The 13,758-nt window shown below is 72.1% G+C and carries 16 protein-coding genes; 5 read left to right on the top strand and 11 right to left on the bottom strand.

Annotation, left to right across the window (positions count from 1 at the left end):
- Positions 1-247 precede the first annotated feature (247 nt).
- Complete coding sequence (locus tag ACIRPX_RS26225; RefSeq protein ID WP_404199198.1) at positions 248-979, bottom strand: hypothetical protein; 732 nt, start codon at positions 977-979, stop codon at positions 248-250.
- A 94-nt stretch (positions 980-1,073) separates the two neighbouring features.
- Positions 1,074-1,835, bottom strand: a complete 762-nt coding sequence (locus tag ACIRPX_RS26220; RefSeq protein WP_404199195.1) for a nucleotidyltransferase domain-containing protein — start codon at positions 1,833-1,835, stop codon at positions 1,074-1,076.
- A 139-nt stretch (positions 1,836-1,974) separates the two neighbouring features.
- On the opposite strand from ACIRPX_RS26220, the gene ACIRPX_RS26215 reads away from it, so the two are divergent.
- A complete protein-coding gene (locus ACIRPX_RS26215) occupies positions 1,975-2,406 on the top strand; it encodes a RidA family protein (protein WP_404199192.1) in 432 nt (143 codons plus the stop codon).
- Positions 2,400-2,999: a gamma carbonic anhydrase family protein gene (locus ACIRPX_RS26210; RefSeq protein WP_404199189.1), complete on the top strand. Its 600-nt coding sequence runs from the start codon at positions 2,400-2,402 to the stop codon at positions 2,997-2,999. Before ACIRPX_RS26215 ends, ACIRPX_RS26210 begins: the two co-directional genes overlap by 7 nt.
- A gap of 251 nt (positions 3,000-3,250) precedes the next feature.
- Here ACIRPX_RS26210 and acs read toward each other — a convergent pair whose 3' ends face one another.
- The 4 genes from acs to ACIRPX_RS26190 all read right to left on the bottom strand — a co-directional run bounded on the left by acs (position 3,251) and on the right by ACIRPX_RS26190 (position 8,270).
- Positions 3,251-5,233 carry an acetate--CoA ligase gene (gene acs, locus ACIRPX_RS26205; protein WP_404199186.1) on the bottom strand — a complete coding sequence of 661 codons (1,983 nt, stop codon included), beginning with the start codon at positions 5,231-5,233 and terminating at the stop codon, positions 3,251-3,253.
- Positions 5,230-5,880: an acetate uptake transporter gene (locus ACIRPX_RS26200; protein ID WP_404199183.1), complete on the bottom strand. Its 651-nt coding sequence runs from the start codon at positions 5,878-5,880 to the stop codon at positions 5,230-5,232. Before ACIRPX_RS26200 ends, acs begins: the two co-directional genes overlap by 4 nt.
- Positions 5,881-6,081: 201 nt before the next feature.
- Entirely contained in the window at positions 6,082-6,810 is a 729-nt protein-coding gene (locus ACIRPX_RS26195; RefSeq protein WP_404199181.1) for an aspartate/glutamate racemase family protein, read from the bottom strand.
- Between the two features lie 5 nt (positions 6,811-6,815).
- Positions 6,816-8,270 (bottom strand): NCS1 family nucleobase:cation symporter-1, encoded by a 1,455-nt coding sequence (locus tag ACIRPX_RS26190; RefSeq protein WP_404199178.1) that lies wholly within the window; start codon positions 8,268-8,270, stop codon positions 6,816-6,818.
- A 143-nt stretch (positions 8,271-8,413) separates the two neighbouring features.
- On the opposite strand from ACIRPX_RS26190, the gene ACIRPX_RS26185 reads away from it, so the two are divergent.
- Positions 8,414-9,088, top strand: coding sequence for a GntR family transcriptional regulator (locus ACIRPX_RS26185; protein ID WP_404199175.1), 675 nt, complete (start codon positions 8,414-8,416; stop codon positions 9,086-9,088).
- 28 nt (positions 9,089-9,116) lie between these two features.
- Here ACIRPX_RS26185 and pip read toward each other — a convergent pair whose 3' ends face one another.
- Together pip and ACIRPX_RS26175 are read right to left on the bottom strand one after the other, a co-directional pair.
- The gene (pip, locus tag ACIRPX_RS26180) at positions 9,117-10,088 is read right to left on the bottom strand and encodes a prolyl aminopeptidase (RefSeq protein ID WP_404199172.1); all 972 of its coding nucleotides are present in this window, start codon (positions 10,086-10,088) and stop codon (positions 9,117-9,119) included.
- A gap of 38 nt (positions 10,089-10,126) precedes the next feature.
- Positions 10,127-10,819, bottom strand: a complete 693-nt coding sequence (locus ACIRPX_RS26175) for a uracil-DNA glycosylase (protein ID WP_404199169.1) — start codon at positions 10,817-10,819, stop codon at positions 10,127-10,129.
- Between the two features lie 94 nt (positions 10,820-10,913).
- Here ACIRPX_RS26175 and ACIRPX_RS26170 point away from each other — a divergent pair, with 94 nt between their 5' ends.
- Positions 10,914-11,444 (top strand): RNA-binding S4 domain-containing protein, encoded by a 531-nt coding sequence (locus ACIRPX_RS26170; RefSeq protein ID WP_404199166.1) that lies wholly within the window; start codon positions 10,914-10,916, stop codon positions 11,442-11,444.
- A 78-nt stretch (positions 11,445-11,522) separates the two neighbouring features.
- On the opposite strand, the gene ACIRPX_RS26165 is transcribed toward ACIRPX_RS26170, so the two are convergent.
- Together ACIRPX_RS26165 and ACIRPX_RS26160 are read right to left on the bottom strand one after the other, a co-directional pair.
- Entirely contained in the window at positions 11,523-11,969 is a 447-nt protein-coding gene (locus ACIRPX_RS26165) for a DoxX family protein (RefSeq protein ID WP_404199163.1), read from the bottom strand.
- Between the two features lie 116 nt (positions 11,970-12,085).
- Positions 12,086-12,985, bottom strand: coding sequence for an acyltransferase domain-containing protein (locus ACIRPX_RS26160; RefSeq protein ID WP_404199161.1), 900 nt, complete (start codon positions 12,983-12,985; stop codon positions 12,086-12,088).
- 78 nt (positions 12,986-13,063) lie between these two features.
- On the opposite strand from ACIRPX_RS26160, the gene ACIRPX_RS26155 reads away from it, so the two are divergent.
- Positions 13,064-13,339 carry a DUF6343 family protein gene (locus ACIRPX_RS26155; protein WP_404199158.1) on the top strand — a complete coding sequence of 92 codons (276 nt, stop codon included), beginning with the start codon at positions 13,064-13,066 and terminating at the stop codon, positions 13,337-13,339.
- A gap of 12 nt (positions 13,340-13,351) precedes the next feature.
- On the opposite strand, the gene ACIRPX_RS26150 is transcribed toward ACIRPX_RS26155, so the two are convergent.
- Entirely contained in the window at positions 13,352-13,732 is a 381-nt protein-coding gene (locus ACIRPX_RS26150; protein ID WP_404199156.1) for a tetratricopeptide repeat protein, read from the bottom strand.
- Positions 13,733-13,758 lie beyond the last annotated feature (26 nt).

The raw sequence follows: 13,758 nt of genomic DNA, 5'->3' as shown, positions 1-13,758 counted from the left end.
CATTTCGACGCCCTGGGGCCCGAACCCGGTCGATCCGGCGATCGACGGCGAATGCTGAGTCTGGAGCGAGAGTCTGAGATTGATCGCGGTCTGCCTCTGCCGATTGGGCTACCGCGGCACGGGAAGTGGCTCTGATGCCGCGGGGAGGACTCGAACCTCCACTGGAACCGCGCAGTCACGACAAGCTTCAGCTTCAGCCTGCGCTCCTCGCGCACCCCGGCCGCGAAGGACCGGGGAGTATCGAAGACTACCCGAACAGGTAGCCGAACACGGCGTCACCGACCCGCTGGTCGACGACGTCCGAGCCGTTCGCCTCCTCGCGTGCGAACTTCACGGCCTGCTGCAACTTCTCGACGCGGTCGAGGAGTTCGTTGACCCGGCGGGCGGGAAGAGCACCGGAGAACTTCACGGTGGTCCAGTAACCGACGGGAATGTCCTCGTAGTACACCTCGACCTGCGCGGGATGCTTCTCCGTCGCCTCGGCCTTGACGTGGTTGCGAGGCACCTTCTTGGTCCGCAGGGTCCGTACCGGCTCGGTCTTCCACGCGTCGGTGGACGGGTCCTGCACCCACGACTCGGAGGCGTCGAGAACGGGCAGCTTCCGCACGAAGGTGTTGAGATCGACGAGCTGCTTCTCCAGGAACAGCAGATAGGACACGGGCACGTCGGACACCAGCACCCGCCCGTCCACCGTCACGTCCGCACGGGCGGCGCAGTTGGCCCAGTCCTTGGTGGCGGTCACGTCGAACAGCCGGGTCAGGGTCGCCGCGGTCTCCCGCAGCACGTCCTCGGCCTTCACCTGCACCCGCGTCGACTCGGGCGGCAGCTGCTCGCCCTCCTCGTCCTTCGGCTGGTACGTCCGCGAGATGCCGGCCAGCAGAGCGGGCTTCTGCAGCCCGTGGTGAGCGGCCGTCAGGTCCTGATGGGCCTTGGACTTGATGCCCTTCTCCACTGCGATGATCTGATTGAGTTTCGCCACGACAGGGACGTTAGCAGCGACAACTGCGGCTTATCGAAGGGTTATTCGCCCGAACGACCGGGGCGGCGCCCGGGAGGGCCCGGGGCGGCCCGGATCACCGGGCGCGGCTCGTGAACAGCTTCTCCGCGTCGGCGACGGCCCGCAGCAGGATCTCGGGGTCGGGCCGGAGGCTCTCCAGGACGGCGTCGACGTCCCGCAGGCCGGCCCGCTCCAGCAGCCTCTTCTCGTTCGTCACCCACTCCCCTCGTCCCGCCAGCACGGCATGCCCCGTCTGCACGGCGGCCGTGGCGAGGGCGCCGGCGACCTCCGTGAGACGCCCGTCGGGCGCGTGGTCGGCCTTCGCGTAGGCAAGCGTCGCGTGGGCGGTGCCGCGCCAGCGGTCGGCGGCACTGACACGCAGCTTCGGCGGATACACGGCCGGACGGGGCGCCTCTCCCCGAAGCACCCGGTTGATCGCCAGTTCGGCGACGACCAGGTAGCTCGGAATCCCGGCGAGATGGAACAGCAGCGGCTCCACCCGGAACCGCCCCTCCGCCGCCTCGTGCTCGACGACGTCGAGATCGCGGTAGTGCACATCCACCCGCCGCCCGTCGACGGTCAGCCACGCGCCCCCGTTGAAGACTCCGCCGCCCCAGCCGCCGACGTCCGAGACCTCCCCCTGCCAGCCCACGGCGCGCAGGTCGGCGGGGGCGAAGGGCCCGCGGTAGTACACGGCCAGGTCCCAGTCGCTGCCGGGCCGGTGGGTGCCCTGGGCACGGGAACCGCCGAGCGCCACGGCCTCGACCGTGGGGAGGGCGGCGAGGCGGTCGGCGACGGCGTCGAGGAACTCCCGGTCGTCCCGGTACATCACAACCATGACGGCCAGCCTGCCCTCACCCGGCGGCCGGTGCCACGGGGTGTGCGGGCCTTGTGCGGTCGTCCGGAAATTCGGATGCGCTCCCGGCGGGCGCGCCCGACCATCGGTGGGTCGTCCGCCGACCGCACGAGGAGCCGACATGATCAGGCGCGTCACCGTCCCGTCCCTTTTCCCGCCGCCCCGCTACTCCCACGCCTCCGTCGTCGAGGCCGGGGCCACGCTCGCGTTCCTCGCCGGGGCCGTGCCGCTCGACGCCGAGGGGAAGCTGGTCGGCGACGGGGATCCCGTACGGCAGGCCGAGCAGGTGCTGGCGAACCTCGGGGAGCAGTTGCGGGCGGTCGGCAGCGACCTGGCGCATGTCGTGGCGACCGACGTGTACGTCGTCAGCGCCGACACCGCGGTGCTGTCCGCCGTCTGGGACGTCGTCGAGGCGTCCGGGCTCAGCACCGGACCGCACGCCTCGACGCTGATCGGGGTCGCGTGTCTCGGGTACACGGGTCAGTTGGTGGAGATCACGGCCACCGCCGTGATTCCCCCGGTCTCCCCCGTCCCCGAAGGAGCGCCATGTTGATCGAGCACCGAGGCCGGCGTCCCGTCGTCCCCGAGTCCGCCTACGTCGCCCCGACGGCCGTGCTGTGCGGTGCGGTCACGCTCGGCGAGCGGGCCCGGGTGCTGCACGGGGCCGTGCTCAGCGCCGAGGACGGGCAGGTGCACGTCGGCTCGGACGTCGTCGTGATGGAGAACGCCCTGATCCGCGGACGGGCCGGGCACCCCGCCGTCCTCGGTGACGCCGTGCTGGTCGGACCGCACGCCCACGTCAACGGCGCGACCCTGGAGGACGAGGTCTTCGCCGCCACCGGCGCCTCCGTCTTCCCCGGGGCCGTCGCCGGCACCGGCTGCGAGCTGCGGATCAACAGCGTGCTGCACGCCAACTCCGTACTGCCGCCGGGCACCGTCCTGCCCATCGGATGGATCGCGGCCGGGGCGCCGACGGCCCGCCTCTTCGCGCCCGGCGACCACGACCGGCTGTGGGCCGTGCAGAAGGAGCTGGACTTCCCGGGCACGGTCTACGGCGTCGCCCGCGACACCTCCATGCGCGACATCATGGCGCGCCAGGCCGACTACTACGGCGCCCACCTCCGCGACCGTACGCTCGACGACTGACGGGACACGCCCTTGCCCGCCGAACCCCAGGTCACCCTTGGCCGGGCCGCCGCGCCCGACGCCCGGTGGTGCCGCTGCGGGAGACCTGGGTCGCGGACGCCGGGGCCGGGATCGTCGGGGTGATGGTGCTCCACGACGGCGAGCACGGCTTCGGCGCCGTCAGGTGCACGGACGGCGCCGGGAACGAGGAGCGCGAACCGGACGTGCGGTACGAGTGGCGCCCCTGAGCGGTGCCGGCGGGCGGACCTTCGCTACGCCTCCTCCTCCCCACCGCCCGCCGACGGCAGCCGGTCCCGGATCTCGTCCATCACCGCCGAGTCGGTCAGCGTCGTCACGTCCCCGAGGTCCCGGTTCTCGGCCACGTCCCGCAGCAGCCGGCGCATGATCTTGCCGGAGCGGGTCTTGGGGAGTTCCGCGACGACCAGGATCTGCCGCGGCCGGGCGATCGGGCCGATCTCCTTGGCGACATGGGCGCGCAGCTGCGCCGCCGTCTCCTGCGCGCCGCCCTGCCCGCCCGCGTCGCCGCGCAGGATGACGAAGGCCACGACGCCCTGCCCGGTCGTGGCGTCGGTCGCACCGACGACCGCGGCCTCCGCGACGGACGGGTGGGAGACCAGGGCCGATTCGACCTCCGTGGTGGAGATGCGGTGGCCGGAGACGTTCATGACGTCGTCGACCCGGCCGAGCAGCCAGATGTCTCCGTCCTCGTCCTTCTTCGCGCCGTCCCCGGCGAAGTACATCCCCGGGAAGCGCGACCAGTACGTGTCGACGTAGCGCTGCTCGTCGCCCCAGATGGTGCGCAGCATTCCGGGCCAGGGTTCGGTCAGGACCAGATAGCCGCCGGCGCCGTCGGGGACCGATTTGCCCGTGTCGTCGACGACGTCCGCGGCGATGCCGGGCAGCGGGCGCAGGGCCGAACCGGGCTTGCAGACGCTCACCCCGGGCAGCGGGCTGATCATCTGGGCGCCGGTCTCCGTCTGCCACCAGGTGTCCACCACCGGGCAGCGGTCGGAGCCGATGTGCTTGCGGTACCAGATCCACGCCTCCGGGTTGATCGGCTCACCGACCGAGCCCAGGACGCGCAGCGACGTCAGGTCGAAGTCGGCCGGGAATTCGCCGCCCCACTTCATGAAGGTGCGGATCGCGGTCGGCGCGCAGTAGAGGATCGTCACCCGGTACTTCTCGACGATCTCCCACCAGCGGCCCTTGTGCGGGGTGTCCGGCGTGCCCTCGTAGAGGATGGAGGTGACGCCGTTGGCGAGGGGCCCGTAGACGATGTACGAGTGGCCGGTGACCCAGCCGATGTCCGCCGCCGTCCAGAACACGTCCCGCTCGGGCTTGACGTCGAACACCGCCCAGTGCGACCAGGCGGCCTGGGTGAGGTAGCCGCCGGTGGTGTGCAGGATTCCCTTCGGGCGGGCGGTCGTGCCGGAGGTGTACATGATGTACAGGGGGTGCTCGCTGTCGAACGCCTCCGCCTCGTGCTCGGCCGGCTGCCCGTCCACGGCGTCGTGCCACCACACGTCGCGGCCGTCGGTCCAGCCGACCTCCTGGCCGGTACGGCGGACCACCAGCACACTGCGTACGTCGGGGCACTCCCGCAGTGCCTCGTCGACGGCCGGTTTCAGTGCCGAGGGGCTGCCCTTGCGGTAGCCGCCGTCCGCGGTGATCACCACGTGGGCGTCGCAGTCGAGGATCCGGCCGCGCAGCGCCTCGGCGGAGAAGCCGCCGAAGACCACGGTGTGCGGGGCGCCGATGCGGGCGCAGGCCAGCATCGCCACCACCGTCTCCGGGATCATCGGCATGTAGATCGCCACCCGGTCGCCGGTGCCGACGCCGAGCGACTGCAGGGCGTTGGCGGCCCGGCAGACGTCCGCGGTCAGTTCGGCGTAGGTGAGGGTGCGGGTGTCGCCCGGCTCACCCTCCCAGCGGAAGGCGACCCGGTCGCCGTGACCGGCGGCGACGTGCCGGTCCAGGCAGTTGTACGCCGCGTTGAGCCGGCCGCCGGTGAACCATCGGGCGAAGGGGGCCCGGCTCCAGTCCAGGACCTCGTCCCAGGGCCGTGCCCAGTCCAGCCGGCCGGCCGCCTCGGCCCAGAAGGCGAGGCGGTCGGTGTCGGCCCGTTCGTAGTCCGCCGCGGTGGCGTTGGCCGTTGCGGCCAGCTCGGGAGGCGGGGGGAACCGCCGCTCCTCGTGCAGCAGATTGGAGAGTGTTCCGCCACCGGTGTCGGTCATGCGTGGGCTCCGGCGACAGGGCCGCCGTGGTGGCCGCGGTGCGGCCGGAGGTGCTCACCGATGTTCGGGAAGACGGGCACGACGGAACGGTGGTACGTGGAGTTGGTGACACCGGCGAAGGACGCGTACCAGGCGCACACGGCGGTGACCAGGCCGAGCCAGCCGCCGGCCTTGGCGGTGTCGGGCGACTGCGCGAACTCGGCGATGCACAGGACGATGAACGTGGCGGCCAGGGTGACGAACACCGCCAGGATGGCGCCCGTGGTCCGGGTCGCGGCGACGGCCATGTAGACCGTGAAGACCGCCCACACCAGCAGGAACAGGCCGCTCGCCTGGTGCGCGGTGGAGACGGGCAGGCCGGGTACGACGAACTTCGCGTAGGCGGCGTAGGCCAGCCAGAAGGCGCCGTAGGAACTGAAGGCGGTGGCTCCGAAGGTGTTGCCCTTGCGGAACTCCCACATACCGGCGAGGAGTTGGGCCAGCCCGCCGTAGAAGAGGGCGAGCGGCAGCACCACGGAGATGAGCTTCTGGTCCGTGATGAGGTTGGCGTTGAAGACGCTGAGGACGAAGGTCGTCGCGGCGAAGGCGGCGAGGCCGAGCGGACCGGGGTCCGCGATCGTTGGGGAATCAGGGGTCGGGGTACTCATGAACGCCTCCTCCTGTGATGCAGATCACCAGGATGTAAGACCATTGTAGGCACCACCTAGAACACGGGAACCGTGGCGACCGCCCGCATCGGTGAACGGTCGCGACGGTGCGACGAACGGTCCGTGCTCCCGCAGGGCCCACAGGGTCCGGGCCTCCGGGTGCCCCGCGCGGAAGCTGCTGTTCCACCTGGCCGGCCGGGCTCAGGACCAGCCGGAGGCCCCCGGCCCCCACGCCCGCCGCTTGGGCACCGGTTTCGCGTAGCCGCCCGCCCGGCTGGTCGTCAGACCGAGCGTCACCAGCGACTCCGCCAGCTTCACGGCCGCGCCGACCCCGTCGACCACCGGCAGCCCGAGCTTCTGGCCGACCGCCCGCTGCAGCCCCGTCATCCCGGCACACCCCAGCACCAGCACCTCGGCCCCGGCCTCCCGCACCCGCTCGGCGGCGGCGAGGAACGCCGCCTCCGTGCGGTCGGTGTCCCCGAGGTCGAGCACACCGAGGCCGGTCCCGGCCACGGCCGCGCAGTTGCGGGCCACCCCCGCCAGCTCCAGGCTGTCCTCGATCTGGCCGCACGAGCGCTCCAGCGTCGTCACGACGCCGTAGCGGCGCCCGAGCAGACAGGCCAGATGCGCCGCGGCCTCGGTGATGTCGACCACCGGTACGTCCGTCAGCTCCCGCACGCCCTCACGCCCGTGCTCCCCGAACCCGGCCATCACGACGGCGTCGTACGAGGGACCCTCGTAGGTCCGCAGCAGGTCGATGACCGCGGCGGCCGAGAGGTAGCTGTCGAGCCAGCCCTCCGCCGACTCCGGGCCCCACACGGGGGTCAGTCCGAGGACGGTGGTGCCCGGGCCTGCGGCGGCCCGGGCTCCCTGCACGATCTCCTCGGTCATCTCCTGCGTGGTGTTGCAGTTGGTGACGACGATCCGCACCTCCGTCAGACCTCCCGCACGGCGCGCTCGCCCCGGCGGCCCAGGAACAGGTACAGGCCCGCCCCGAGCGCCGTGCCGACGAACCACGAGTACGGGGCGACGTCGCTGAACGTCTTCACCAGTGCGAGCACCGCGGCGACCGCGGCGGCGGGCAGGAAGGCGAACAGGGCACGCGGGTTGACGCCCTTGCGGTAGTGGTAACGGCTGCCGGGAGCCGCGGAGAACAGCTGCTCCACGTCCACCTTGCCGCGCTTGATCAGGTAGTAGTCGACCATGATGACGCCGAACAGCGGGCCCAGGAAGGCACCGAGGCCGCCGAGGAAGTAGTTGACGACCGTGGGGTTGGAGAACAGGTTCCACGGGGTCACCAGCAGGGCCGCCACCGTGCTGATCATGCCGCCGACCTTGAAGCTGATCTTCTGCGGCCACACGTTGGCCAGGTCGTACGCCGGGGAGACGAAGTTGGCGACGATGTTGACGCCCATGGTGGCGACGGCGAACGTGAAGGCGGACACCACGAGCACCCAGGTGTTGCCGATCTTCGCCACCAGTTCCGCGGGATCCGTGATCGCCTCGCCGAACACCTTCAGCGAGCCGGCCGTGACGATCACCGAAACGACCACGAACGCCGTGGAGTTGATGGGCAGGCCCCAGAAGTTGCCGCGGCGGACGGTGCGGTAGTCCGGGGCGAAGCGCGAGAAGTCGCAGAAGTTCAGCATCAGCGTGCCGTACGTGGCCAGGATCAGCCCGATCGCGCCGAACCACTGCCTCCACTGCTCGCCGGTCGAGACCGGGTGCGGGGTGGAGGTGAGCGAGATGCTCCAGTCGGCCTTGGACAGCACCCACAGGGCCAGCGCGATCATCACCAGCCAGATCGCGGGGCCGCAGAAGTCCTGGAACTTGCGCACGGACTCCATGCCGCGGCTGATGATCAGCGCCTGGATCACCCACAGCGACAGGAACGACGTCCAGCCGAGGGCGTCGAGTCCGAGGAAGGAGTGCTCGGTCCAGGACGTCAGGCCGGGCCAGGCCGCCAGCAGCATCACGTTGACGGCGACGGAGGCGAGATAGGTCTGGATGCCGTACCACATGATGGCGATCACGGCCCGGATCAGGGCCGGGACGTTGGCGCCCCAGACGCCGAAGCTGACGCGGCTGACGACCGGGAACGGCACGCCGTGGCGCTGGCCGATCCGGCCCATCCAGTTCATGCCGATGTAGATCAGCACGAAGCCGGCGAGGAGCGAGGTGAAGACCTGCCAGACGTTCATGCCGAGGACCAGCAGGCCGGCGGCGAAGGTGTAGTTGCCGAGGTTGTGGACGTCGGACATCCACATGGCGAAGAGGTCGAAGACCTTCCAGTTCCGCTGCTTGGCGGGCGCCAGGTCTTCGTTGGTGAGGCGTGGGTCGGGCGTGAAGGCTGGGGCGCCGGTGGCTGCGGCGCGATCGGCGAGGGACACGGGGCCTCCAGGGAGGAGCGGACGGAGGACGGCAGCCGTTTGGTATACCAAACAGCGGCATGCTGACGCCGTCAAGCACTCGGACCGAAGTCGTGCGCGTTACCGCCCCGTAAAACCTCCCCGGCGTCGGGGAAAATGGGGCCATGAGTTCCCCGACGAAGATCGAACCCCTGGGCGCGATCCGCGAACGCGTGCTGGCCGGCCTGCGGCAGGAGATCATCTCCGGCACCCTCCGCCCCGGCGACCGGCTGGTCGAGCGGGAACTGGCCGACCGCTTCGGGGTCTCCCGGGTGCCGGTCCGCGAGGCGATCCGCGCGCTGGTCGCGGAGGGCTTCGTGCACTTCGAGACACCGCGCCGCGCGCTCGTGCGCCGCCTCACCCGGCAGGACGTCCAGGAGCTCTTCGAACTGCGCGAGGCCCTGGAGGTCTACGCCGCCGGGCTCGCCGCGGCCCGTGCGACGCCGGAGGACCTGGCCCAGGTGGAGAAGCTGCTCGACCTCGCGGCCGCCGCGACCGGCGCGGGGGACGCCGAGGCGATCACGGACGTCAACAGCCGGCTGCACGACCGCATCGTGGCCATGGCCGGCAACAGCCTGCTGACCGAGGCCCTGGAGCCGGTGGCCGGCCGGCTGCGCTGGATGACCCGGCGCAACGAGGAGTGGCCCCATCTCCTGGTGGAGCACCGCGAGTTGTACGAAGCGATCGCCTCCGGCGACCCGGAACGCGCCCGCGCGCAGGCACTGGCCCACGTACGGACCAACTACAGCTCCACCGTGCGCCACCTGTTCGGGGAGCCGGGGGAGCCCGGGGAGTCCTAGGACATGCGCGACCGCACCAGGACCGGGGTCAACGGCGGTCGCTGAGCACGTACTTGTCGGTCGCCGCGACCAGCGCCTCCTGCATGCCGGGCACCCCCACGGTGTGCCCGACGTCGTCCACGACCACCAACTCGCTTCCGGGCCAGGCATGGTGCAGCCGCCAGACGATGCCGAGGAGGTTGCCGAAGTCGAGGCTGCCCTGGACGAGGGTGCCGGGGATGTCCTTCAGCCGGTCCGCGTCGCGCAGGACGACGCCTTCGTCGTTGCCCTCGCCCAGGAAGTGGTCGTTGCCCCAGTAGTGGGTGACGGTGCGGGCGAAGGCCATGCGGAACGCGTCGTCCTCGTAGCGCTCGACCGACCCCGGCGGCGCGGGGATCGTCGCCGTCTCCCAGTCCGTCCAGGTCCGCGCCGCCCGTGCCCGCACCGTGGGGTCGGGCGACTCGATCAGCCGGTTGCAGGCGCGGGCCAGGTTCCCGCCGCGTTCGCCGGCGGGCAGCTCACCGAGGAACGTCTCGAAGGCCGCCGGAAAGATCCGTCCGAGTCCCCTGGTCAGCAGGGCGACTTCGGGGTTGGAGCCGGTCGCCACGCCCGTCAGCACGAGCTCGGAGACCGCCCCCGGATGCGTCTGCGCGTACCGCAGCCCGAGCACCGACCCCCACGACACCCCCCACACCAGCCAGCGCCCGATCCCCAGGTGCCTCCGCAGCAGCTCCAGGTCGGCGATGACATGGGGGGTCGTGTTGACGCTCATGTCCGTGTCGTACGCGCTCGCGTGCGGTGTGGAACGCCCGCAGCCGCGCTGGTCGAGCAGCACGATCCGGTAGGCGGTGGGGTCGAACAGCCGCCGGAAATGCGGGGAGCAGCCGGATCCGGGGCCGCCGTGCAGCACGAGCGCCGGCTTGCCGTCCGGGTTCCCGCAGGTCTCCCAGTACACGCGGTTGCCGTCACCGACGTCGAGCATGCCGTGGTCGTAGGGTTCGGTCTCCGGGTAGAGGGGCATCGGGCGACCATAACCCCTGCGCGGCCGCCGTCGCCGCCTCATGTCACCGGCAGCCCCGCCGCCCGCCCGGCCGTGCGCAGCACGTCCCGCAGCATCTCGGGCGTGAGCTTCCCGGTAAGGGTGTTGCGCTGGCTGACGTGGAAGCAGCCGAAGAGGTCGAGGCCGTCGAGCGGCACGCGCGTGCCGTGCGCGAACGCGGGCCGCGGCCGGGGCACCGTCCAGCCCGCCTCGGCGAACGCGGGCAGCGCGGCCTGCCAGCCGAAGGCGCCGAGCACCACGGCCGCGCGCAGGACCGGCCGCAGCAGCGTGAGCTCCCGCACCAGCCAGGGCCGGCAGGTGTCCCGCTCCCCCGGTGTGGGCTTGTTCCCGGGCGGGGCGCAGTGCACGGGCGAGGTGACGCGCACGCCGCGCAGGGCGAGCCCGTCGTCCCGGCTCACCGCGGTGGGCCGGTTCGCCAGCCCCACGTCGTACAGCGCCTGGTACAGCACGTCCCCGGACCGGTCACCGGTGAACATGCGTCCGGTGCGGTTGCCGCCGTGGGCGGCGGGAGCCAGGCCGATGATCAGCAGCGGGGCGTCGGCGGGGCCGAAGCCGGGCACCGGCCGCGCCCAGTACGTCCAGTCCCGGAAGGCCGCACGTCTGGTCCGGCCGACCTCCTCGCGCCATTGCACGAGCCGGGGACATGCGCGGCATCCGGCGACGCGGCGGTCGAGGTCGGCCAGGCTGTCCATGCCACAACGGTACGGCGGTGGCCTCCGGGACGGCGGCGGGACGCGGGCGGAAAACCGCCGGGCGGACCCGCGCGGGAAGGCTAAGGTCGAGGGCATGGCTTCCGAAGGTGACGAGGAGACGGGCGGGCGGGGCACCGCCGCGGCGGAAGCGGCCGGGACCGCCGTCGACCCGAAGGTCGCCGCGGCGATCGCCGCCGCCGAGGCGGCCGGCCCGGCGGACGGCGCGAGTGTGCGGATCGACAGCTGGATCTGGGCCGTACGCCTGATCAAGACCCGTTCCCTCGGCGCCACCGCCTGCAAGGGCGGGCATGTGCGGGTGAACGGGCAGAACGTGAAGCCCTCCCACACCGTCCGCATCGGCGACGAGGTGCGCCTGAGGCACGAGGGGCGTGAGCGGGTGGTGATCGTCAGACGCCTGATCCGCAAGCGCGTGGGCGCCCCCGTGGCGGCCGCCTGCTACGTCGACAACTCTCCTCCCCCGCCGCCTCGTGAGGCCTTCGCCCCGGCGGGCGTCCGCGACCGCGGCGCGGGCCGCCCGACCAAGCGCGACCGCCGCGAGCTGGAGCGCCTGCGGGGCCTGATGGGCGGCGGCACCCCGAAGGACAAGGGCCCCGGCGAACCGTGACGCACGGCGGTGGCGTCCGGCCCGGACCACTCGGGTCCCGCCGGACGCCACCGCCGTCGGAGCGTGGCGCGGAGCGGCTCACGACCGTCGTCGCACCAGGCGCAGCAGATCGGTGGTGGAGCCCCGGCGGGCCCAGGCGATCAGGGCCAGCGGCACGATCAGGATCAGCGGGGTCGCCGCGTTCTCGCCGCCGAAGACGGTCATCTGGACGACGAACGCGCCCACCATGAGCGCGCTGAGCGCGATCGCGGCGACCGACTGGAGCACCGGGACCAGCAGGGCCACGCCCCCGGCGAGTTCGAGCGCGCCGATGGTGTACATGCCCGCGCCGCCCCAGCCGATCTTGTCGAAGGCGTCGACGGCGTACTGGTTGCCGATCAGCTTGGGCAGGGCGCTCGCGATCACGTAGAAGAGGGCGATCAGCACCTGCACGGTGCGCAGGGCGATCCTGGCGCGGCGGCCGCGGGCGCTCGAGGACTCGGCGACGACGGGGGCGGAGGCGACGCGGGCGGTGGTCTCGGACATGGGGTTCTCCTGTGGAAGCGGTGGAAGCGGTGCGTGCTGCTGTCACGGGGGTAGACCGTCGATCGCCGCGCAACTCATCGCCGCCGGAGGGATTTCCGCGGACGCCGTCCCTGGACCTAGAGCGGGAACCAGCCGTGCCCGATGTACCAGTGCCCGCCCGCCCTGAGATGGTCGCCGACCGCCCGTTCCACCGCCGTGCGACGCGGCAGGGTCGCGACGGGCAACTCCGGGTCCCCGAAGACGAACTGGACGGGTTCCGTGTCGGCCTGCTCCCGGTCCTCGCGGGCGAGGCGGAAGCGGTCCTGGAAGCGCAGGATGTTGGAGCCGGCGGGCAGGTACTGCTTCAACTGCGGGTCCAGCAGCCAGGAGTGGCAGAGCGCGGCCCGGAACTTCTCCTCGGGATGGTGCCGTGCGAAGAACTCCGCCGCCAGCGCCAGCGAACGCTCGCAGGCCGCCGGCGACAGCGGGCCCAGATGGTCCGGGATGTGGAGGTTGAGGCAGAGCGCCCCGTCCGCCAGGTCCAGGCCGGCCGCCGTGAGCGTCCGCGCGGTGCGCTGCCCGGGCCGCGTCCGCTCGAACTGCAGCCGCCCCAGCTGGTACAGCTCACCCCGGAAGTGGCGGGTGAGCCACCACGGTGCCTGCACGCCCGCCCGGCCGTGCCGCCGCCGGTGCACGGCCATGTTCCGCCCCAGGTCGGCGAGGGTGCGCCGGGAGACGTCGTCCGGGACGCCCCGCGCGCGGTGGTACGCGCGCGTGAACGGCAGGGCGGCGACGAACACGTACACGGGGAAGCAGCGCTGGAGCGGCCCCGACGCCCAGTCGAGCTGGGGCAGGTCCACGGCGCCGCCGACCTCCCCCATGCCGCGGACGAGCTCGTCCACCGACCCCTCCAGGAACCGCAGCAGCTCCGGGTCGTCGGTCACGCGCCGGCCCATCCGGACGAGCGCGTTGATGTCCTCGTGCGGTACGGCGAGGTCCAGCAGCACCTCGGCGAGCTCGTCGGCATCCGGCAGCATGCGGCCACCCCCTGGTCCCGTTGCCCTTGGTGAAGGTCCGTCCCGAAGAGTACGTTGCCAGCAGGAGCGACGACCGCGATGCGTACGGGCAGTGAGCCGACGACCGCGCGCAGTGCACTGCGCGCGCGGTTCTGGCTGAGTGTGTGGGGACTGCTCTGGGCGGTCGTCGGCACGGCGGCCTTCGCGCTGTCGGGGCACCCCGGGTGGGCGGCCGCCTGCGGGGTGCTGTGGCTGGTGATCACCGTCGACCTGACCGTCGTGCTGCGGCACATCCGCCAGGGCCCGCACTACCAGCCCGGCCGCGACGTCCCGCCGTACCGGCCGCCGGAGGGCGGGTCTCGCGGCAGGTCCTGACGGGCGTCCGCCTCACGACTCGAAGCGCGCCGCCTTCAGGTACTGGGGATTGGGGTCCAGCGCGGCCGCCAGCCTGAAGTGGCGCCTGGCCTGGCCGCTCTCGCCGCGGCGCTCGAAGGTGCGGGCGAGGGCGAAGTGCGCGAAGGCGTTGTCCGGCTCGCGCTCCAGCACGATCGTGAACTCCAGCTCGGCGGGCCGCAGTTGCGCGGCGGCGAAGAAGGCACGCGCGCGCAGCAGCCGGGCGGCGGTGTTCTCCGGGTGTGCGGCGATGACTCCGTCGAGCAACTTCACCGCGCCCCGCGGGTCCCGTGCGTTGAGCAGCTGCTCGGCGGCACGGAAGTCGATGACATGCGTCTCCGGAGTACGTCCGGTCGAACCGCTGGTGTCGGGCACGGCTCAGTCCTTCCCTCACTGACAGC

Origin of the sequence: Streptomyces sp. NPDC101225 (genome assembly GCF_044767585.1) — a bacterium.
Lineage (GTDB): Bacteria > Actinomycetota > Actinomycetes > Streptomycetales > Streptomycetaceae > Streptomyces.
Note: the sequence above shows the minus strand (reverse complement) of the source record. Positions and strands in the feature narration are given on the sequence as shown.

What these genes read in the sequence shown, in the direction of transcription:
- ACIRPX_RS26185 (WP_404199175.1), top strand. Translation starts at nt 8,414, where the DNA reads ATGAGTTCCCCGACGAAGATCGAACCCCTGGGCGCGATCCGCGAACGC.
- ACIRPX_RS26175 (WP_404199169.1), bottom strand. Translation starts at nt 10,819, where the DNA reads ATGGACAGCCTGGCCGACCTCGACCGCCGCGTCGCCGGATGCCGCGCA.
- ACIRPX_RS26165 (WP_404199163.1), bottom strand. Translation starts at nt 11,969, where the DNA reads ATGTCCGAGACCACCGCCCGCGTCGCCTCCGCCCCCGTCGTCGCCGAG.
- acs (WP_404199186.1), bottom strand. Translation starts at nt 5,233, where the DNA reads ATGACCGACACCGGTGGCGGAACACTCTCCAATCTGCTGCACGAGGAG.
- ACIRPX_RS26155 (WP_404199158.1), top strand. Translation starts at nt 13,064, where the DNA reads ATGCGTACGGGCAGTGAGCCGACGACCGCGCGCAGTGCACTGCGCGCG.
- ACIRPX_RS26215 (WP_404199192.1), top strand. Translation starts at nt 1,975, where the DNA reads ATGATCAGGCGCGTCACCGTCCCGTCCCTTTTCCCGCCGCCCCGCTAC.
- ACIRPX_RS26220 (WP_404199195.1), bottom strand. Translation starts at nt 1,835, where the DNA reads ATGGTTGTGATGTACCGGGACGACCGGGAGTTCCTCGACGCCGTCGCC.
- pip (WP_404199172.1), bottom strand. Translation starts at nt 10,088, where the DNA reads ATGCCCCTCTACCCGGAGACCGAACCCTACGACCACGGCATGCTCGAC.
- ACIRPX_RS26200 (WP_404199183.1), bottom strand. Translation starts at nt 5,880, where the DNA reads ATGAGTACCCCGACCCCTGATTCCCCAACGATCGCGGACCCCGGTCCG.
- ACIRPX_RS26210 (WP_404199189.1), top strand. Translation starts at nt 2,400, where the DNA reads ATGTTGATCGAGCACCGAGGCCGGCGTCCCGTCGTCCCCGAGTCCGCC.
- ACIRPX_RS26170 (WP_404199166.1), top strand. Translation starts at nt 10,914, where the DNA reads ATGGCTTCCGAAGGTGACGAGGAGACGGGCGGGCGGGGCACCGCCGCG.
- ACIRPX_RS26160 (WP_404199161.1), bottom strand. Translation starts at nt 12,985, where the DNA reads ATGCTGCCGGATGCCGACGAGCTCGCCGAGGTGCTGCTGGACCTCGCC.